This is a genomic window from Candidatus Enterococcus ikei (assembly GCF_017316105.1).
Taxonomy (GTDB): Bacteria; Bacillota; Bacilli; order Lactobacillales; family Enterococcaceae; genus Enterococcus_L; species Enterococcus_L ikei.
In genome coordinates this window covers 18268-38256 of the sequence record NZ_JAFLWD010000034.1, presented here as the reverse complement: position 1 = coordinate 38256, position 19989 = coordinate 18268, and the positions used below count along the sequence as shown (strand labels likewise).

Here is a 19989-nt window from a genome sequence, read left to right as displayed (position 1 = left end):
TCTAAAAGCTCTCAAAAAAAAAGAGCTTTCCTATTCGGTAACTCTTTCTTAAGATCATTTGCATCTATTTAGGCATTTCAGCTAATTCAATTTTAATGCAACGATTCATTATAATAGCATTTCTGCCCGCTTTTTTCAACATTTCAGCAGCTTCTTCACTTTCTAAACCTAATTGTGCCCAGAAAACTTTCGCATCTGTTTCTAAAAAATCTTGTGCAACTTCGGGTAAAAACTCACTTCGTCGGAAAATGTCGACAATATCAATTGGACCAGGGACATCTTGCAATTTTTCGTACACTTTTTCGCCAAGAATTTCTTGTCCAGCCAATAAAGGATTCACGGGAATGATCTCATAACCGTATTCTTGTAGTAATTTTGCTATTTTATAACTTGTTCGGTCTTCTTTGGCGCTTAAACCAACGACCGCAATTCGTTTTGCTTGTTTTAAATAATCAAATATTTGTTCTTGTGATGGGTTTTCTACAGACATTTTAGTCATCCTTTCTCATTTCTCTTCTAATTCATTATACAACGAATATTTAATTATTGTTAGCTGTTTCTATTCATGATAAAATAAATGCTAGTTTGAACAGAAAGAGGTCGCTCAATGAAATTTTTGGTGCTATTGGTTATAGCCTATTTATTAGGTTCCATTCCTTCTGGTGTTTGGGTTGGAAAATTCTTTTTTAAAAAAGATCTTCGACAATTTGGTAGCGGGAATACAGGAACGACAAATACGTTTAGAGTTCTAGGGAAAAAAGCAGGAATCGCTGTTTTATTCATGGATATTTTAAAGGGAACATTAGCAACTAGTTTACCTGTATTGTTTTCTTTAGATGTTAATCCATTGATTTTTGGTGTGGCTGCTGTATTAGGTCATACGTTTCCAGTTTTTGCAAATTTCAAAGGAGGAAAAGCTGTTGCAACAAGTGCAGGAATGCTTTTGGCCTATAGTCCAGCATTTTTTGTTTATTCCGCATTAATATTTATTATTATGTTATACATTACCAGTATGGTGAGTTTATCTAGCATGATCAGCGCTGTATTGATCACACTTTCGACGGTCATCTTGCCATTCGCTATTCCAGCGATTTTACCAAGATTTGACTGGCTACTTACGACAATTGCTGTAGCATTGACAGTCTTCATCTTTCTTCGTCATAAAGAAAATATAAAAAGAATTAAAGACGGAACTGAAAGTCGGGTACCTTTTGGTTTGGGAATGAAGAAGAATAAGTGAACAAATAATAAAAAAAGCTAAGACATGAAGGATTTTACGCTTCATGCCTTAGCTTTTTAGTTATCTTAGTTAGTTGTAAGTGTGTATTGGGTTTTAAATATTTCTGAGCTTGCTAATTTGTTGATCCCTTTTTTATCAACAAGATTTCCCGTTGTACTTACCTCGTCTGCAATGCCACACCACGGCTCGATACAAACGAATGGCGCTTCTTTCTGATAAGGAGACCAAATGCCAACGTAAGGCATGTCTGTATAGCTTAAACTAATACTGTGTGGACTTTCATCTGTTTCTATTGTGAAAGTATTTGCACCTTTAGTTTCAAAAATGATTGCATCGTTTTCGAATAACTTACGGCGTAAATCAAGACTAGTATTCGTTTGACCTAATGTTTTATGTTCAAAATCAGCGAAAGGACCAACTAAAGGAATTTGTGTTCTCGATTTTTTAGGAGCAAAACTTAAGTAGTAATCATCAAAGGTTAAGTTCTGTTCTAATGGAACATTAAATGCTGGATGGCCGCCGATTGAAAAATACATGTCATCGTTGCCGGTATTTTCAACTTGGTAATGAACAACAAGGTTATTTTCCTCTAAAGTATAAGAAATAATCAATTCAAAATCAAAAGGATACACTTTTTTCGTTTCTTTGTTACTTTTTAACGATAACGAAACTAATTCTGGTCCATGTTCGACCACTTCAAAAAGGCTGTCCCTAGCGAAACCATGTTGCCCCATTGGGTAAGTTTGGTTTTCGTAGGTATACTTATCATCTTTTAAACGTCCTACAAAAGGAAATAATACAGGTGCATGACGTCCCCAAAAGGCTGGATCTCCTTGCCAAATATACTCAATCTCATTCTTTTTAGATTTTAAGCTAACTAGTTCGGCTCCATCTTCAGCGAATGTTGCAATCAGAAATTCATTTTCAATCTGTACCGTCATTTTAAAAGCCTCCTACTTATTATCTTTTTCCAATTCTTTGATAAATTGTTTATTTAGGACTTTCAGGTATGTTCCTTTCATTCCTAATGATCTTGATTCGATAATACCAGCTGATTCTAATTTTCTTAAGGCATTTACAATAACAGAACGAGTAATCCCGATTTCATCTGCAATACTTGAAGCAGTCAATCTTCCCTCTTCGCCATCTAAAGCCTTAAATATTGCTTGAACAGCTTTTAGTTCGCTATAAGATAATGTGTTGATTGCCATTTGTACAGCAGTTGCGCTACGAACATCGGCTTCGATGTTTCTTGATTGTTGATACAAAATTTGCATACCAACAACTGTGGCACTATATTCTGCTAAGACAAGATCTTCATCATCAAATGATTGCTCTACCCTGGCTAAAATAATCGTTCCTAAACGTTTGCCTGCACCAAACATCGGTACGATCGTTGTTAGACCAAAAGGATATTTTTCACGTAATTCAACAGGAAAGGCTGTTAAATCACTAGTAATCGAAATGTTGGCTTCTGTTTTATTTAAATTGTCAGCAGCATCTGTGTAGCTTTGCGGGAATCTTTTTTCCTCAAACATGTGTTTGACACGAGCATTATTAACATCTAATTTTTCGTTATACCCTAACAAAACTCCGTTGTTGCTAATAATGTAGGCATTACTGTCCAAGACATCACCCAAAATCATTGCCATTTTATCATAAGGTAAATCGGCTTTTTGATCAAAAGTATTTTTTTGCTGTAAAAGCTTATTGATTTGGCGGGTTTTTTCTAATAGTGTAGTCATTTTTACTCCTCCTAGTTTAAAAGCTGAAAGAGCTTGTTCAGCCTTGAAAGGAAATTAGGACAAAAGATCTGAGACGTTTTTTGTCTCATTTATTGTTTATCTATTTCCAAAAAGACTAGCTCTTGAAGCTGGATAATACATGTAACACCTTGTCCCTTTGCACTTTTAGCTTTTCTTAACTATAGTTCAAAGGAACAGTTGAACAAACTCCTATAACCATAAGTCCAAGTGATCCTAAAGAATGTAGCGACTTAAATCTTCATTTTGAACAATACTATTAAGCTTTTCATTCACGTAGGCTTCTGTGATTGTAATCTCACCCATTTGCATGTCTGGTGCTTCAAATAATAAATCTTCCAACAAACGTTCTAAAATCGTGTGTAAACGACGAGCGCCGATGTTATCTGTGTCACGATTGACATTAAAAGCAATATTGGCAATTCGTTCGATAGCTTCTTTTGTAAAGATGACTGTGACGTTTTCTGTACCGATCAAAGCGATATATTGTTTGATCAATGCGTTATTTGGCTCTGTTAAAATCCGAACAAAGTCTTCAGCTGTCAGATCATCCAATTCGACACGAATCGGGAAACGTCCTTGCAGTTCAGGAATCAAGTCGCTTGGTTTAGATAAATGGAACGCGCCTGATGCAATAAATAAAATGTGATCCGTTTGGATAGGACCGTATTTTGTATTGACTTGTGAGCCTTCAACGATTGGTAAAATATCACGTTGTACGCCTTCACGAGAAACTTCACCAGAATTTTGTTGACTTTTAGAGGTGATTTTATCAAATTCATCAATAAAAATAATACCGCTATTTTCAGCTAAACGAATGGCTTCGCTATGGATATCCGCATCTTTGACGATTTTTGCAGATTCTTCTTTAACTAATAGTTCTTGCGCTTCTTTGACTGTTACTGTTCGTTCAACCTTTTTCTTAGGCGATAAAGCTCCTAATGTTTCATTCAAATCAATGCCCATCTGTTCCATTCCGTTATTCATTGCAGGCATCGTTTTTTTAGGTTCTTCTATTTCAATCGTTACTTCACGATTATTTAATAAGCCTTTTTCCAGTTGATCAAGGATGTTCTTGCGGTTGACCTTGATTTCATCTGTAACTTCTTCTTGTGTTTCTTGCGGTTGTTGTGTACTATTGAACATTTGCATCATTTGTTCGAACTGGTTGTTGGATGTTTGTTTTTGTTCTTTTTTGATTCCTGGTACAAGAACTTTTACTAAACGATTATTGGCTTTTTTTAAAGCTTGCGAATAAACGCGGCTGTATTGTTGTTTTTCGACGATTTGAATCGCATTTTCAACTAAGTCACGAACCATTGATTCTACATCACGACCAACATAGCCGACTTCTGTAAACTTAGTTGCTTCAACTTTGATGAAAGGAGCGTTGACGATTTTTGCTAAACGTCTGGCAATTTCTGTTTTACCGACACCTGTAGGTCCGATCATCAGCATATTTTTAGGTGTGACATCTTGCTGCATTTTTTCTTCCAGTTGTAAGCGACGGTATCTATTTCTTAATGCTACCGCAACTGATTTTTTTGCTGTTTCTTGTCCAATAATATATTCATCTAATTCTTTGACGATTTCTCTTGGTGTTTTATTTAGTTCGTTCATGGTCATTTGTCCCCCATTTATAATTCTTCTACAATAATATTATGATTTGTAAACACACAGATATCTGCTGCAATATTCAAGGCGTTTTTAGCGATGTCTTTAGCCGACATTTCTTTGTCTCCAAAGTGTTTCATGGCACGAGCGGCAGATAAAGCAAAATTTCCTCCTGAACCAATTGCTAAGATACCATCATCTGGTGTGATTACTTCTCCTGTTCCTGAAACAAGTAACATCTCTTTTTTATTCATAACGATCAACATGGCTTCTAATTTTTGCATCGACTGCTGAGTGCGCCATTCTTGTGCTAGTTCAACGGCAGCTCGAGTTAAGTTGCCATTATATTCATTTAATTTTCCTTCAAATTTTTCTTCAAGTGTAAAAGCATCGGCTACACTTCCAGCAAAACCGACAACAACTTCGTCATTATAAATTCTACGAACCTTTTTTGCAGTTCCTTTCATAACGACTGATTCGCCCATTGTTACCTGACCGTCACCAGCCATCGCGAATTTTCCGTCTTTTTCAACTGCACAAATTGTTGTTGAATGAAATTGTGATTCAACCATTATAATTCCTCCTAATTTTAAAAGCTATACAGGCTCGTTTAGCTCTGATAAGAAAATAGGAAAAAATGACCGTGACGTTCTTTGTCACATTCGATTTTAACTTTTTCCCAAAGAACAGACCTGTGAAGCTAATCAAAACATCACTCATTATGCACGAGGATGAAATGTTCGATAATTTTTTTGTAAGCTTTCTTTCGTAACATGCGCATAAATCTGCGTCGTAGATAAATCTGAATGTCCTAATAATTCTTGAACAGTCCGCATATCAGCGCCATTATTTAATAAATGAGTAGCAAATGTATGTCGAAGCATATGTGGATGAATATCGCTGTTCAACGTACTTTTTTTGATCAGCTTATTTAATACATACTCAATTCCTGTTGGGGTTATCTGTTCACCGTGATGATTCACAAAAACAAATGCATGTTCTTTATGATATTTTTCCATCAAAACAGCCCGACCATTTTCTAGATATTCTTTAAGGGCATCTTGTGCGAAGGAGCCAAAAGGCACGTAACGATCCTTGTTTCCTTTTCCATGAATAAGTAATACATTTGCAGAAAAATCGATCGATTGTAGAGTTAAGTTTGCACATTCACTCACACGAATTCCAGTACCATATAGAATTTCTAATAATGCTTGATTTCTCAAATCTAAAGGGCTAGAGCCTTTAGTACTGTCAAATAAAGCATCCATCTCCTTTTCGTAGAAAAAACGAGGGAGCCGCAATTGCTTTTTCTTCATGTGTACATAGGAAAAAGGATTTTCTTTGATCACTTCATTTTTAAGTAAAAATTGGTAGAAAGACCGTAAACTAGCGATTTTTCTGCTAATAGAATTTCGGCTATATTTTTCATCATAAAGATAACTTAGGTACGTGCGGATGTCTAAATGATCAACACCTAAATAGTCAGCATTTCCAGTTTTTTTCAAAAATTTAAAGTAGTTAAGAATATCTTCTTTATATGCAATCTTAGTCTTTTCAGAATAACCACGCTCAACGATCAGATATTGTAAGAATAGCTCTGGCCAGTTTTTCTCCTGCATATTAGATCCCTCCGTTAATTTACAAAGTAACTTTAGCATAACCATTTTGAAAAAACAAACGAATTGTCAGAATTTAATCAATATTTTCAAATTTGGTAACAATTTATTCATATTTACCTTTAAAGATGTCCAAATTATAAGCGAAATTTAATCTATTTACTTTTTTTGTGAATGCAAAAAAATGATTGAGACACAACTTTATAAGTCATATCTCAATCACAGACGGGTTCCATTATTATTTATTTGGTAAAAGATTCAATTCTTGCGTCGCTTTTGCTAATGTTGTTAATGCTCTATCAGCAATCGCTTCGTAACGCTCTTTTTTGTCACGAATTCTTTCAGGCATTTCAGGGAATAAACCAAAATTAGCATTCATTGGTTGGAAATGTTTGCCCTCTGCATGGGTAATATAATACGCCATGCTACCTAGTGCTGTTTCTCTTGGTAAAACGACTGGTTCTTCTCCTTTTGCTAAACGGGCGGCGTTCATACCAGCTAACAAGCCGCTTGCTGCGCTTTCTACATAGCCTTCAACACCTGTCATTTGACCAGCGAAGAATAAATTTTCTCTTTTTTGTGACTGATATGTTGGCTTTAATAATTCTGGAGAATTCATAAAGCTATTTCTATGCATAACGCCATAACGGACAAATTCAGCATTTTCTAGTCCAGGGATCATCTGGAATACTCGTTTTTGTTCACCCCATTTTAAATGCGTTTGGAATCCAACTAAATTGTATAATGAAGCGGCCGCATTATCTTGGCGTAACTGAATTACTGCATACGGGCGTTTACCTGTTTTAGGATCTTCTAAACCAACTGGCTTCAATGGTCCAAATAACATAGTTTTGATTCCACGTTTTGCCATCACTTCGATTGGCATGCAACCTTCAAAGAATTTTTCTTTTTCAAAAGATTTTAAAGGTGCAACTTCTGCAGAAATCAATGCTTCATAAAAAGCTTTGAACTCTTCTTCTGTCATTGGACAATTTAGATAGGCTGCTTCACCTTTATTATAACGTGATTTTAAGTAAACTTTATCCATATCGATTGTTGCTTTATCGACGATCGGCGCTGCTGCATCGTAGAAATAAAAGCCATCTGAACCATTGAATTCTTTGATTTGTTCGGCTAAAGATTCTGAGGTCAAAGGTCCTGTTGCAATTATGACGATTCCTTCAGGGATTGCAGTGATTTCTTCATTTTTTACCGTAATTAATGGATGGTTTTTAATTCTGTCAGTGATTTCTTGTGAAAATGTATCACGGTCGACTGCTAAAGCACCACCAGCTGGTACAGCCGTTTTGTCAGCACTGCTAATAATGATCGAATCTAGGCGTCGCATTTCTTCTTTAAGCACACCAACCGCATTAGTTAAGTTGTTGCCTCTTAATGAATTTGAACACACTAACTCAGCAAAATTTTCTGTTTGATGTGCAGGTGTGTTTTTTACAGGGCGCATTTCATAAAGTGTCACGGGAACTCCCGCTTGTGCGACTTGCCAAGCAGCCTCACTGCCGGCTAAACCAGCGCCGATAACTGTTACAGAAGTAGTCATATATTTCCTCTTTTCTTCAAAAAACCAACGGGATTTTCCGCTGGTTTTTAAATTTCTTCTTTTGATCAATAGTTATTTTTGAACGTTTTCTTCGTAGTCTCCATTAATACAGACCACCTGTTTACCACCCTTGACTTTTTTCTCAACGAGGTATTGTCCACATTTTGGACAAGGACGCCCGATTGGTTTGTCCCAAGAAGTAAACTCACATTCTGGATAACGGCTACATCCGTAGAATAAGCGATTTTTTTTCGATTTACGTTCAATAACTTGCCCTTCTTTACAGACTGGACATGTTACCCCTATTTCTTTGACGATTGCTTTAGTATTGCGACATTCAGGAAAGTTGCTACAAGCGTAAAATTTGCCGTATCGTCCCAATTTGATCACCATAGGATGACCGCAAAGATCACAGTCAAAACCAGCTGGTTCATCTTTGATCTGGATTTTTTCGATTTTTTCTTCTGCATTAGTCAGTTCTTTTTCGAATGGTCGGTAGAAACGGTCAACAACTTCAACCCATTTTTCTTTACCAACACCAATCTTATCCAAATCCCCTTCCATAGATGCAGTAAAATGAACATCTACAATTTGAGGGAAGAATTCGACGATCAACGAATTGACGATTTCGCCTAATTCAGTTGGTTCAAAACGTTTATTTGTTAATTTAACATAGTAACGTCGCTGAATTGTTTCTAAAGTTGGAGCATAAGTTGAAGGGCGTCCTACACCATTTTCCTCTAATGCACGAATCAATGTTGCTTCACTGAACCTTGCTGGTGGTTGAGTAAAGTGTTGTTTTGGTTCAATATCAAGTGCGTTGACTTTGTCGCCTTCAACTAAATCAGGCAAGATGTTTTCTTTATCTTCTTTACCATCGTCACGACCTTCAACATACACTTGCATGAAGCCTTTAAATTTAACTTTAGCACCATTTGCGATGAAAATCACACCATTTTGCTCTAAAGTTACTTTCATTGTATCTAAGACAGCTGGTGTCATTTGACTGGCAACTAAACGTGACCAAATCAATGTATAAAGTTTTAATTGATCTTTATCCAAGTATTGTTTGATTTCGTTTGGTGCGCGCAATACGCTGGACGGACGAATCGCTTCATGGGCATCTTGAGCGCCTTGCGCATTTTTGACTTTGCGACCGCCATGAGCAGAAAATTCACTGCCATATGTTTTTTCAATATATTCTGCTACTTCTGCTTTAGCTGAATCTGCTATTCTGGTAGAATCTGTACGCATATAGGTAATTAAACCCACCGTACCTTGTTTACCTAAAGCAATTCCTTCATATAGCTGTTGAGCGACCATCATGGTCTTTCGTGTTCTGAAATTTAATTTTCTAGCAGCTTCTTGTTGTAAACTACTTGTCGTAAAAGGTAATGCAGGATTTCGTTTGCGTTCTTTTTTCTCGACTTTTGTTACATCATATTCTTTTCCATTGATGCGTGTGGTAACTTCTTTTACAGCCTCAGCATTCGGTAATTTTTTCTTTTTACCGTCTAAGCCCCAGAAGTTAGCTTTAAATTTTTTCTTAGCTTTCTGAAAATTACCATCAATGCTCCAGTATTCTTCAGGAATAAATTTTCGAATATCATTTTCACGGTCGATAATAATTTTAAGTGCCACAGATTGTACTCGACCTGCACTCAATCCTTTTTTGACTTTTCTCCATAGAATTGGACTTAGCGAATAACCAACTAAGCGGTCTAAAATACGACGAGCTTGTTGCGCGTCAACTAAATCTAGGTTGATAGTACGCGGCTCTTTGAAAGCAGCTTTTACTGCATCCTTTGTAATCTCATTAAATACAACACGATTTTTATCATTTAAATCCAAGCCAAGAAGGAAAGACAAATGCCAAGCAATGGCCTCTCCTTCTCGGTCCGGATCGGCTGCGAGATAAACTTTTTCAGCTTTTTTGGCAGCTGTTTTTAAACTTTTGATAACGTCACCCTTACCTCGAATAGAGATATAGTGAGGCTCGTAATTATTTTCAGTATCGACACCCATTTTACTTTTGGGTAAATCGCGAATGTGCCCAACGCTGGCAACAACCTTGTAGTTTTTTCCTAAATATTTTTCAATCGTTTTGGCTTTAGCAGGTGATTCCACAATAACTAGATATTTATACGCCATTCAACGTGTGGCTCCTTTCGGTTTTTGTGTTTCTTCTATTATATATATCAAAATGTAGAGAACTCACAAATCGTACTTCATCATATCTATTCATCACAGGTTTGTCAAGGATTGATGTAATTAATTCGAAAAAAACTGAATTTCTTCTAAAATATCTTGAGGGCAAGTTATACATTTTGCCCCTTCTTGAATAAGTCCGTGACACCCATCAGATTTAGCATCAAATAGATTTCCTGGCACAGCAAAAATTTCACGACCGTACTCTAAAGCAGCTTGTGCAGTAATCAAAGAACCACTCTTTTTTCGTGCTTCAATAACACAAGTTCCTAATGACATCCCAGCAATAATTCGATTTCTCATTGGAAAATGAAATTTTCTAGGCCCGATACCGTTAGGATACTCGCTGATAACAAGCTGTTCTTCCATCATCTTCCGCTGAATATGTGCTGTTTCTTTAGGGTAACAAATATCCAGACCTGTGCCGATCACGCCAATAGTATTTCCAAAATGTTGCATCGTTACTTGGTGACTAATGCTATCAATTCCTTTGGCCAAGCCACTAACAATAGTAAAATCATTACATACTATTTCAGGAATTAGCTCCCGCACAACATTTATCCCATAGACAGAAGCAGCTCTCGCTCCTATAAAAGCTAAACAGTTATTTTTAAGAAGATCGACATTTCCTTTATAAAATAATAGCACCGGACAATTGTAAATTTGTTTTAAATAGTGGGGATAAACCTGGTCTAAAATTGTAATGAATTGATGTGCGCTTTGATATTCTTTTAATTCTTCTGAATCATTAGTCCAGCGATCCCATGATTCAGAAAATAATTTTTGATATGTTGTAATTCCAGCTATGTGGATAATTTCTTCTTTTGAAAAATCTGTGCTGTTACTGTACTTCATTGAAAAATCTAGCACCTTCAAAATCCCTAAATTTCCTATACCGTTACATACAACTAATTTAAATAATAATGCTCTTTGTTCTTCTTCCATAAAAAAACCTTCCTTCACAAATACTTGTTATAGTAAGTATCCGCAAAAAAAAGGGCTTTTTATTTTTTAACACATATCTTTAATAGGAGCGAATGTTTTTCTGTGAATCGCACATATCCCTTGTTTCTCTAAACCTTGTAAATGCTCTTTTGTACCATAACCAGCATTGTTTTCAAAGCCGTAACCTGGATACATTTTAGCGTAGTCTTCCATTAATCGGTCACGAACAACTTTAGCGATGATACTTGCAGCAGCGATCGAGATAGACCGAGCATCCCCTTTGATAATACTTTCTTGAGGGATATTAACATCTAACTTCATTGCATCGATCAATAAATAATCAGGCACAAAACAAAGATCTTCTAATGCTATTCCCATAGCTAGTTTTGACGCTTGGTAAATATTTATTTTGTCGATCATATTGTGGTCGACCATCCCAATGCCAATCGAGATTGCTTGATTTTGAATCTCATCGTAAAGCTCATCTCTTTTTTTAGCAGATAATTTTTTAGAATCATTTACTCCTAAAAGTTGAAAATTTTCTGGCAAAATCACTGCTGCAGCAACAACAGGTCCTGCAAGTGGACCTCGCCCTACTTCATCGATACCTACAATTAACCGATGTCCGTTGCTCCGTGCATTTTTTTCGAATTCTTGCATTTCTTCAAACAAGGCTAACTCTTTTTCATGACGCTGAAGTCTCCTATCCCATTGGGCAAGAGCTTGCTGCACGCCGCTACGTTTATCTGTTTGCCATTGTTTGATTCGCTCGTCATCTCGATTATTGACAGTTGCTAGTGCTGCTTTGATTTGCTGGATTGATTCAGTTTTCATCTTTCGTAGCTCCTAATTCTTCCCAACGATCTAATGTATATGGTCCTAATTTGCTACTGCGGATTTCTTGGATAATCATTTCGCTTGCACGATCATAATCATCACGAAATCCTCGTTTTTGACTGATTAGCATCAAAAGTTCGGCGGCAGGTAAACCTGTCTCTTCCTCTGTTAAATTATAGCGTTCAACCAGACGCTGAGGATAGAAATGTGAAAAGAATGATAAGCCATAAATAGCTAAATCATCCAAATGCAATAATTGATCTTTGATTGCGCCAGTTAGCGCTAATTTTTTACCGATTTCCTGATCTTCAAATTTAGGCCATAAAATCCCTGGTGTGTCCAGTAATTCTAAATCTGTACCTGAACGCAACCATTGCTGCCCTTTAGTCACGCCAGGTTTGTTCCCTGTTTGCGCTATTTTTTTTCCGACTAAACGGTTCATCAATGTTGATTTACCTACGTTCGGAATACCGATACACATTGCTCGTATAGCACGAGGTTTCAGTCCTTTTGAACGTTCACGTTCAAGCTTTTCTGCTAATGCTTTTTTCGCTTCAGGGACAATTTTATTAATGCCTTTGTTTTGCTGCGCATTGATCACTAAAGTGTGATAGCCTTTTTGCTGAAAGTAGCTTTGCCATTTTTGGTTTTGATCTTTATCAGCTAAGTCCCCTTTATTTAATAAAATCAAACGTGGTTTTTGTTGTACAATTTGGTCCATCATCGGATTTCTAGATGAAAGCGGTAATCTAGCATCTATCAATTCAAAAACGATGTCAACATATTTTATTTTTTCTGATACTTCTCTTCTGGCTTTCGCCATGTGTCCTGGAAACCATTGTATTGTCATCTTATCACCTATCTTGGTATAAATTTCATATGAGTTATTGGGTAGTATACAAATTGTGCTTTTCCTAATATATATTTGCTTTCAACAGCGCCAAAAGAACGGCTGTCTTTAGACATTCGCCGATTATCCCCCAACACAAAGTAACTATCTTTGGGCAATACATCTAGTGTAGTAAGATCGGTCAAATTAAAATTAGTTGTGTAAGGAGCTGTTTCGTGGTCTTTCTTTAAATTTTTCTCTAAGAATGGTTCTTCGATGGGTTTTTCATTGATATAAAGCTGGTCATTTTCGTATCTAACCGCTTCTCCTGGTAGACCAATTACACGTTTAATATAAATCGCGCCATTAGGCAACTTAAAAACAACCACATCAAACCGCTTGATCGATGAAAATTTTTCCATCATGATCATATCACCTTGACTCAACGTTTTTTCCATTGAATTTCCGTCTACAGGGACAGGGATCAGAATAAAACCTCTTAGTATGAACAATAACACTAAAGAAGGAACGAGTAATTTCATGAAAAAAATAAAATACCCAATATATGATTTCTGTTTTTCCACTCTTTTTCTCTCCCTTTCTCTTATTGGTTCTATTATAAAGGAAAAACACTAGAAAAAGCGACTAATTTAAAGGAAAAGTTGAACTGTTTAAATTATAATAAAAAATGAGTTTTAGATAACATTCTTTATTTTTTCTCTTCTTTTTGAAGTTCTTTAATACCAGAATCATACGCTTGATCATTATCTTTGATTTTTTTACCTATTTCAGCCTCTATTGCTGAAGCTGTCTCGTTATCCACTTCTCCAGTAACTGGTAATTTGTTGTCTGTTTGTACAGCACTGACAGCGGATTTTGTTTGCTCTGAAAAATCAGAGCTCTCTGTGTCAACTTCATAGCCTAAGGCACTCAGTAATGCATTGATATTTTTAATGACAGCTGAAGAATCGCCTGTTTTTAGTGTTTTGTCTCTAGAAATCGGAGATAAGTATGCATAATCAGGGTAATCCGCTTTGATTGTTGGTTCTAGGCCTTTTTCATGAATCCATTGGCCTTTAGGTGTCAACCATTTTAGCACAGTTAACTTGATTTCACTTTTATCATTTAGATTTTTGACTGTTTGAACGGTTCCTTTGCCAAAAGTTTTGGTTCCAATAATTTTTTTGTTTCCCGATTCCTTCAAAGCTGCAGCGAAAATTTCAGATGCACTAGCACTACCTTCGTCGACTAAAACAACGGTAGGTTCAGTGACTTTAAAACCGCCATCTAAGTTGCTTGATGCCGTTTCTTCGCTTATATTGCCCTTTTTATCTTCGAATTTAATGATCGTTTTTCCATCTTTCAGGAACATGCTGGCCATTTGTTCGACTTGATTTAGTAATCCACCTGGATTTTGGCGTAAATCAATCACAAAAGAAGTAGCTCCGTCTTTTCTAAGATTTTTGATTGTATCTTGGAGTTCTTTGTATGTATTTGCTCCAAAAGAAGTAATTTTGATTGATCCAATCGAAGAATCCTTTTTATCTAATTCACCTTTTACTGTTTCAATTGGTATTGTGTCACGAGTAAGTTTCAGCTCAAATGTTTCGTTACCACGTACGATCGTCAAACGAACTTCGGTTCCTTTTTTTCCACGGATTTTGCTAACTACCTCAGAAAGTGTTTTCCCTTGTGTTTCTTCATCATCTACTTTTATGATGGTATCATTGGTTTTCATACCCGCTTTAGCTGCTGGAGAGCCGTCAATTGGAGCTTGAGCAACAGTTGGAAGATCCTCTTTCATCGTCATAGTTGCACCAATTCCTTCAAAGCTGCCAGCCAGACTTTGATCTAATTCATCTGCTTCTGGTTCGTTCAAGTAACTGGAATAAGGATCATCCAGTGCTTCGGTCATACCTTTTAGCGCGCCGTCAACTAGTTTTTTTTCATCGACTTTCCCTACATAATTAGTAACAATTTCATTATATAGATTATCAACTTTTTTTAAATCGCTATTTTGAGTTGAACTGTTTGCAAGGTGATTTTTATATAATTGGTTAAAATAAATATAACAGCTGCCGCCTGCCAGAAAAGCAACACAAATGATAGAAATAATGTATTGATAAAAAGGCACTTGTCGTTTATTTTTCATATAGTCATCTCTTTCTGTAAAATTATCATTGCATGTTTTCCAGTTTACCATGAAAAAAAAAGAAGGAAAAGCTTTCTTTGCTTTTCCCTCTTTTTATTTATTGTTTTCTACATATTTTTCCCATAATTCGTCAAAAATATGCATATTAGTTATATAGTCCACATTCATTTCTAAATAACTTGATAGTTCATGATAATCTTCCGCCTGTTTGGGAAATTGAATGTCTTTTGCTGCATCATTCGCGAATTGACTTTCATCTGTTTTTTTAGGCGATCTCAGCGTCATTAAATAGTGATAAAAACTTCTTCTCATATACTCACCAATTCTCTTCTATAAAATTTGCCCGTTTTGTGTGTGCATTTTCAAAGCGTTCTGGCTCTTTTTGATAAAAGTTTTGATGGTAGTCTTCTGCTGGGTAAAATACAACTGCTGGCTCAATCGTTGTGACAATCGGTTCTGTAAATCGTCCACTTTCTTGTAATGCTTGGCGGCTTTTTTCAGCAGTAATTTTTTGTTGTTCGTTCGTATAAAAGATGACCGGGCGATAGTTATCGCCACGATCCTCAAATTGACCTAATGCATCAGTAGGATCTGTCTGCTGCCAGTATATTTCTACTAATTTCTCATAAGACATTATTGTTGGATCAAATTCGATCTCAACTGCTTCTGTATGACCTGTAGTATGACTTAAAACTTGTTCATACGTAGGATTAGCAACATGTCCGCCTGTATAGCCTGATGTAACTGAAACAATACCGGGTTGTGTATCAAATGGCTGTATCATACACCAAAAACAGCCGCCGGCAAAAATTGCTTTTTCACTCAAATGTTTTCCTCCTTTTTATTAGTCAGTGCTATCTTTTGGTAAGTATATATTCATACGGATATCATCGTCAACTAAATTTATCTTTTCAGCACGGATAAATAGCCCATTTTGCATTCTAAATTGATCCAAGCGTAATAAAACAGTGCTATCTTCTGGATTTACTTCTACCCAGCTAGGCAATTTGTAATCTCGTTGAACAAATTTTAAAATCTCTTTCATTGGCAAACCTAATGTGCCTACAGATAAACTTTTGGCTTTTAACTGTACATTTCCGTTGTCCATTACGTAAGGATCAAAATAAAGATAAAACTGAATTGGATGCCCAAGTACTTCGAACGTACCATTTAGCATCGCTTCATTTTCTAAGTAAAATTTATAAGTGATATCTGAGCCTTTTTGGAAATCACTAAGATAAAAATCGATCAAGGCATTTACTTGTTTTTTGTTTGACTGAATGGCTATAACTGGAGTACCCTCTTTTTCAACTAATTCAGGAACTGGTTTATAGTTGGGTTCACGCACTTGAGTAACTCTTACAAAAATAAAGGCGAAACTACCAATTATAAGACCAATCAAAATGAGTAACGCGATTTTCCAGGGATTGCTTGGCTTTTTAACTTCAGGCGTTTTTTTTCTTCGTTGCTTTGTTTTGTTCACTTCTTTTTTTTCTTCTGATTCATTTGACATTGGTATCACTCACTTCCTTTTTTTAACCACTTATCTTGGGTTTTTGCCATCTCATCACGGACTGTGCTTGCCATGATTTGATAACCTAAATTATTAGGGTGAAAATGATCTTCTTCATACAGGGCATTATTTTTAATACTACGGTCTTCGCTTGAGGATGTACTGGACGCCTCACTGCTGACAATCCCGACCTCATCTCCAGCTCCTTTATAAAGTAAATCATTGATTGGTATAAAATACGCGTTATTTTCAGCTTTTACTATTTCTTCTGTTCCATCATTCCAACTATCTACTATATCTTGCATTTCGGTGATGTCAGGGAAGTAAAGGTAAAATGGGTTATATATCCCTAAAACATAAATAGGAGCCTTAGGGTTATATTTACGGATTTCTGTAAGCAACTTTTCGACTTCTTTTTGATAGTTTTTCAAAGGTTTATCAAATGATTTTTTTGTCAGACGAAACACGTCCCCTTTGATCACTTTCATTAAATCGTTGCCGCCCACGGTTAGTGTAATCACATCAGCGGAAGCCAACCCTTCTTGAATGTCTTCATTTTTTTTAAGTCGTTTTAGAATCTGGTCGCTGCGGTCGCCATTTTTACCAAAATTTTCTGTTTGGACGCCATTTAAATGGTACTGTTCTTGTAAATCTTTGGCAACTAACGGAACAAATCCCCCAGAATTAGTTAAGTCACCGATTCCTTCTGTTAATGAGTCCCCTATTGCGACGTAGTGGATCACTTCTTTTATTTCGCTTTTTACAGCTTGTTTGGTTCCCAGACCTAAAATTGGTTTGGCTTTAGGAATTGCGATCAGCAACAGTGAAAAAACGCCGATGATCGTAATTAATAAAAGCGCAAAGCTTGACCAATTTTTTTGGAAAAATAGTTTCATTGTATCCCTTCCTTTGCTATAACTCTCAAAAAGCACAGAGCAATATGCTTAATTAACACATTATCCCTCTTATCCTTTAGATGTCAATCTTCTAATAATTAAAATTATCTCTATTTTAAGTGCTTTTGTACAGTAAAATTTTGCAAAAACTTTTTTTTAGAAAAAAAAGAGAGTGGAACATAACTCTTTGAGTCACGTCCCGCTCACTTGTAATCCGAATAAACAGTGGGAGCAGAAGCAATTCCTTCCGTCCCAACCTCTCAAAACTCAGTCTGTATAATACATAATAGCGAAAGCGCCTTTTCCTGTGTGAGTTGCTATTACAGGATTGGTATGCAATACAGGAATATCCATATCTGGGAATAATACTTGTAAAGCTTCTTTAAAACTGTTCGCTAACTCTAGTCCATCAGCATGAGAAATCCCGATTTGTCGTACATTTGACAAATTACTTAATTCATTTTTCAGCTCATCAAACCATTTATTGAAGGTTTTCATTCCACGGCCTTTAGCGACTGGAATCAATTCTGTATGATCGAAATCCATGACGACTTTCATATTAAAAATATTGGACAACAATCCTGTTGCACGGCTAATACGGCCGCCTTTTACTAGATTATCCAATGTAGATATTCCGATAAATAGTTTTGTATTTTCTTTGACGTGATTGATTTCAGCCAAAATCTCTGGAACACTTGCACCATTTTTCGCAAGTTTAGCTGCCTGAATCACTTGAAATGACAAGCCTTGATCAGTAAAATCACTATCGATTACTGTAACATTGCTTGAACTAAGATTACTTGCTTGTCGAGCTGCTTCAACTGTTCCGCTCAAGCCTTTGGTCATATGAATTGAAATAACCTCACTACCATCTGCACCTAAGCGATCATAAAGTTCAACGAACTCTCCAATTGGTGGTTGGCTTGTTTTTGGCAAAGCTTTTGCCGTACTCATCAATTCCATGAAATGCTCACCTTCTAAATGATCATCATCAGCATAAACAACACCGTCGATCATTACAGATAATGGTATCATCTGAATATCTAATTCATCGCGTACACTTTTAAGCATTGTGCAAGAAGAATCGGTCACAATTTTAACATTTGTCATAATTTTATCACTCTTTCTTTAAAAACAACCTCAATTCGTGGTAAAATACTTTTGAGGCCTAATGTCTGCTTATAGTATAACAGACAAAGAATTATTTTTCACCAAATTAAAATGAAGGAAGTTGATTTCTTGGAAAAAGTTAAATTCTCCAAAAAATATATGATTTTAAATGAAGTACTCAATGCAGTTACCCACGGGATTGGCGCTGGATTAAGCATCGCAGGTTTAGTCGTTTTACTGGTAAAAGGAGCACGTCTTGGTTCTTCGGTCCATGTAGTTTCTTATGCTATTTACGGAACAACATTGATTCTTTTATTTTTATCATCTACTTTATTTCACAGTCTGATTTTTACTAGAGCAAAAAAAGTCTTTCAAGTTTTTGATCATAGTTCGATCTTCTTATTGATTGCGGGAAGCTATACACCCTTTTGTCTATTAAGTATTGATGGCTGGCTTGGCTGGTTATTGTTCGTGCTTATCTGGCTGATGGCAATCTGCGGTGTTGTGTATAAATCATTGACTTTGCATAAGCAAGAAACAGTTAAGAATGTTTCTACTGTGATTTATATCATCATGGGGTGGTTATGTGTGATCGCTGCCAAACCGTTATATGATTCTTTAGGACCTACAGGCATAGCTTTGTTAGTTGCTGGTGGTGTTTCTTATACATTAGGAGCCGCTTTTTATAGCTTGAAAAGTGTTCGATTTATGCATGTTGTTTGGCATTTATTCGTCATGCTAGGTGCAGGTTTCATGTTCTTTTCGATTTTACTTTATACGTAAATAACAAAAAAATCTATTTACAAAACCTTATAATAGTACTTCTTTTTTGATTAATTAAAAAAGAAGTACTTTTTTTGTATTTATCTCTTTACAAACCGAACAAACATTCGTATAATAACTATACAAACGTTTGTTCGATAAAAATTATGAGGTGATTAAGAATGAAAGCAGTTCGTCGTGGCGGTTTATTATTTTTTGTATTGATTATTGGTATTTTCTTAGGAACATTAGGGCTACGATCAGCTTTACTTATTGTTAGTCCTCTATTTATTATATGGTTTATGCTATGGGATGAAAAAAGATATACCCAAACAAGAAAGAAAAATGAACATCAACACTATGTCTATCGTAAATACCCATAGAAAAAAGATCTTTACTCTATTTACTTCAGAGTAAAGATCTTTTTTTAATATTCCATCAACGTAACGATTTCATAATCAGCAATTTTATCTCGTCCGTGTAAGTCCATCAATTCAATCAGGAATGCACAGCCTACAACGATACCGCCTAGTGATTCGATTAATTCTATTGTTGCTTTGATCGTACCACCTGTTGCTAATAAATCATCGCAAATAAGTACTCGTTGACCAGGTTGGATAGCATCTTTATGAAGTGTTAGTGTATCAGATCCATATTCTAAGTCATAAGTGACTTCGATTGTTTCACGAGGTAGTTTGCCTTTTTTACGAACTGGGGCAAAACCAACGCCTAATTCATACGCAACTGGACAGCCTACGATAAACCCACGAGCTTCAGGTCCAACGACCATATCAATTCTTTTTTCTTTTGCATAATCAACAATTTGTTTTGTCGCTTCACGATACGCGTCTCCATTTGCCATCAATGGTGAAATATCTCTAAAGATAACGCCTTTTTCTGGATAATCTGGAATACTAGCAATATAATCTTTTAAATTCATTTT

The 19989-nt window shown here is 36.0% G+C and carries 22 protein-coding genes; 3 read left to right on the top strand and 19 right to left on the bottom strand.

Annotated elements, in window-relative coordinates:
- Positions 1 to 64: 64 nt before the first annotated feature.
- Positions 65 to 490, bottom strand: coding sequence for a CoA-binding protein (locus JZO69_RS13220; RefSeq protein WP_207113337.1), 426 nt, complete (start codon positions 488 to 490; stop codon positions 65 to 67).
- 117 nt (positions 491 to 607) lie between these two features.
- On the opposite strand from JZO69_RS13220, the gene plsY reads away from it, so the two are divergent.
- A complete protein-coding gene (plsY, locus tag JZO69_RS13215) occupies positions 608 to 1240 on the top strand; it encodes a glycerol-3-phosphate 1-O-acyltransferase PlsY (protein ID WP_207113336.1) in 633 nt (210 codons plus the stop codon).
- A 65-nt stretch (positions 1241 to 1305) separates the two neighbouring features.
- On the opposite strand, the gene JZO69_RS13210 is transcribed toward plsY, so the two are convergent.
- From JZO69_RS13210 to JZO69_RS13130, 17 genes are all read right to left on the bottom strand, one after another.
- Positions 1306 to 2181, bottom strand: a complete 876-nt coding sequence (locus JZO69_RS13210; RefSeq protein ID WP_207113335.1) for an aldose 1-epimerase family protein — start codon at positions 2179 to 2181, stop codon at positions 1306 to 1308.
- Positions 2182 to 2193: 12 nt separating this feature from the next.
- Positions 2194 to 2985: a GTP-sensing pleiotropic transcriptional regulator CodY gene (gene codY, locus JZO69_RS13205; protein ID WP_207113334.1), complete on the bottom strand. Its 792-nt coding sequence runs from the start codon at positions 2983 to 2985 to the stop codon at positions 2194 to 2196.
- A 234-nt stretch (positions 2986 to 3219) separates the two neighbouring features.
- On the bottom strand, positions 3220 to 4623 hold the full coding sequence (hslU, locus tag JZO69_RS13200) for an ATP-dependent protease ATPase subunit HslU (RefSeq protein WP_207113333.1): 1404 nt from the start codon (positions 4621 to 4623) through the stop codon (positions 3220 to 3222).
- 17 nt (positions 4624 to 4640) lie between these two features.
- Positions 4641 to 5189 (bottom strand): HslVU peptidase proteolytic subunit, encoded by a 549-nt coding sequence (gene hslV / locus JZO69_RS13195; RefSeq protein WP_207113332.1) that lies wholly within the window; start codon positions 5187 to 5189, stop codon positions 4641 to 4643.
- Between the two features lie 147 nt (positions 5190 to 5336).
- Complete coding sequence (xerC, locus tag JZO69_RS13190; protein WP_207113331.1) at positions 5337 to 6236, bottom strand: tyrosine recombinase XerC; 900 nt, start codon at positions 6234 to 6236, stop codon at positions 5337 to 5339.
- A gap of 235 nt (positions 6237 to 6471) precedes the next feature.
- On the bottom strand, positions 6472 to 7794 hold the full coding sequence (trmFO, locus tag JZO69_RS13185; protein ID WP_207113330.1) for an FADH(2)-oxidizing methylenetetrahydrofolate--tRNA-(uracil(54)-C(5))-methyltransferase TrmFO: 1323 nt from the start codon (positions 7792 to 7794) through the stop codon (positions 6472 to 6474).
- Positions 7795 to 7866: 72 nt separating this feature from the next.
- Positions 7867 to 9945: a type I DNA topoisomerase gene (gene topA / locus JZO69_RS13180; protein ID WP_207113329.1), complete on the bottom strand. Its 2079-nt coding sequence runs from the start codon at positions 9943 to 9945 to the stop codon at positions 7867 to 7869.
- A gap of 120 nt (positions 9946 to 10065) precedes the next feature.
- The gene (gene dprA, locus JZO69_RS13175) at positions 10066 to 10947 is read right to left on the bottom strand and encodes a DNA-processing protein DprA (protein ID WP_207113328.1); all 882 of its coding nucleotides are present in this window, start codon (positions 10945 to 10947) and stop codon (positions 10066 to 10068) included.
- A gap of 66 nt (positions 10948 to 11013) precedes the next feature.
- On the bottom strand, positions 11014 to 11781 hold the full coding sequence (gene rnhB, locus JZO69_RS13170; protein ID WP_207113327.1) for a ribonuclease HII: 768 nt from the start codon (positions 11779 to 11781) through the stop codon (positions 11014 to 11016).
- Positions 11771 to 12634, bottom strand: coding sequence for a ribosome biogenesis GTPase YlqF (gene ylqF / locus JZO69_RS13165; RefSeq protein WP_207113326.1), 864 nt, complete (start codon positions 12632 to 12634; stop codon positions 11771 to 11773). The genes rnhB and ylqF overlap by 11 nt, the downstream gene beginning before the upstream one ends.
- An 8-nt stretch (positions 12635 to 12642) precedes the next feature.
- The gene (lepB, locus tag JZO69_RS13160; protein ID WP_430733261.1) at positions 12643 to 13197 is read right to left on the bottom strand and encodes a signal peptidase I; all 555 of its coding nucleotides are present in this window, start codon (positions 13195 to 13197) and stop codon (positions 12643 to 12645) included.
- A gap of 125 nt (positions 13198 to 13322) precedes the next feature.
- Positions 13323 to 14765 carry a S41 family peptidase gene (locus JZO69_RS13155; RefSeq protein ID WP_207113325.1) on the bottom strand — a complete coding sequence of 481 codons (1443 nt, stop codon included), beginning with the start codon at positions 14763 to 14765 and terminating at the stop codon, positions 13323 to 13325.
- A 93-nt stretch (positions 14766 to 14858) separates the two neighbouring features.
- Positions 14859 to 15077 (bottom strand): YozE family protein, encoded by a 219-nt coding sequence (locus JZO69_RS13150; RefSeq protein ID WP_207113324.1) that lies wholly within the window; start codon positions 15075 to 15077, stop codon positions 14859 to 14861.
- A gap of 4 nt (positions 15078 to 15081) precedes the next feature.
- Positions 15082 to 15591, bottom strand: a complete 510-nt coding sequence (msrA, locus tag JZO69_RS13145) for a peptide-methionine (S)-S-oxide reductase MsrA (protein WP_207113323.1) — start codon at positions 15589 to 15591, stop codon at positions 15082 to 15084.
- Positions 15592 to 15609: 18 nt separating this feature from the next.
- Positions 15610 to 16278, bottom strand: coding sequence for a YpmS family protein (locus JZO69_RS13140; RefSeq protein WP_207113322.1), 669 nt, complete (start codon positions 16276 to 16278; stop codon positions 15610 to 15612).
- Positions 16279 to 16283: 5 nt separating this feature from the next.
- Positions 16284 to 17174: an SGNH/GDSL hydrolase family protein gene (locus tag JZO69_RS13135; protein WP_207113321.1), complete on the bottom strand. Its 891-nt coding sequence runs from the start codon at positions 17172 to 17174 to the stop codon at positions 16284 to 16286.
- Positions 17175 to 17441: 267 nt separating this feature from the next.
- Positions 17442 to 18284: a DegV family protein gene (locus JZO69_RS13130; protein WP_207113320.1), complete on the bottom strand. Its 843-nt coding sequence runs from the start codon at positions 18282 to 18284 to the stop codon at positions 17442 to 17444.
- A 129-nt stretch (positions 18285 to 18413) separates the two neighbouring features.
- Between JZO69_RS13130 and trhA the strand changes: the two genes are divergently transcribed.
- Positions 18414 to 19067, top strand: a complete 654-nt coding sequence (gene trhA, locus JZO69_RS13125) for a PAQR family membrane homeostasis protein TrhA (protein ID WP_207113319.1) — start codon at positions 18414 to 18416, stop codon at positions 19065 to 19067.
- A 161-nt stretch (positions 19068 to 19228) separates the two neighbouring features.
- Positions 19229 to 19429, top strand: a complete 201-nt coding sequence (locus JZO69_RS13120; RefSeq protein WP_207113318.1) for a hypothetical protein — start codon at positions 19229 to 19231, stop codon at positions 19427 to 19429.
- A 44-nt stretch (positions 19430 to 19473) separates the two neighbouring features.
- On the opposite strand, the gene JZO69_RS13115 is transcribed toward JZO69_RS13120, so the two are convergent.
- Positions 19474 to 19986 carry an adenine phosphoribosyltransferase gene (locus JZO69_RS13115; RefSeq protein WP_207113317.1) on the bottom strand — a complete coding sequence of 171 codons (513 nt, stop codon included), beginning with the start codon at positions 19984 to 19986 and terminating at the stop codon, positions 19474 to 19476.
- Between the last annotated feature and the right edge of the window lie 3 nt (positions 19987 to 19989).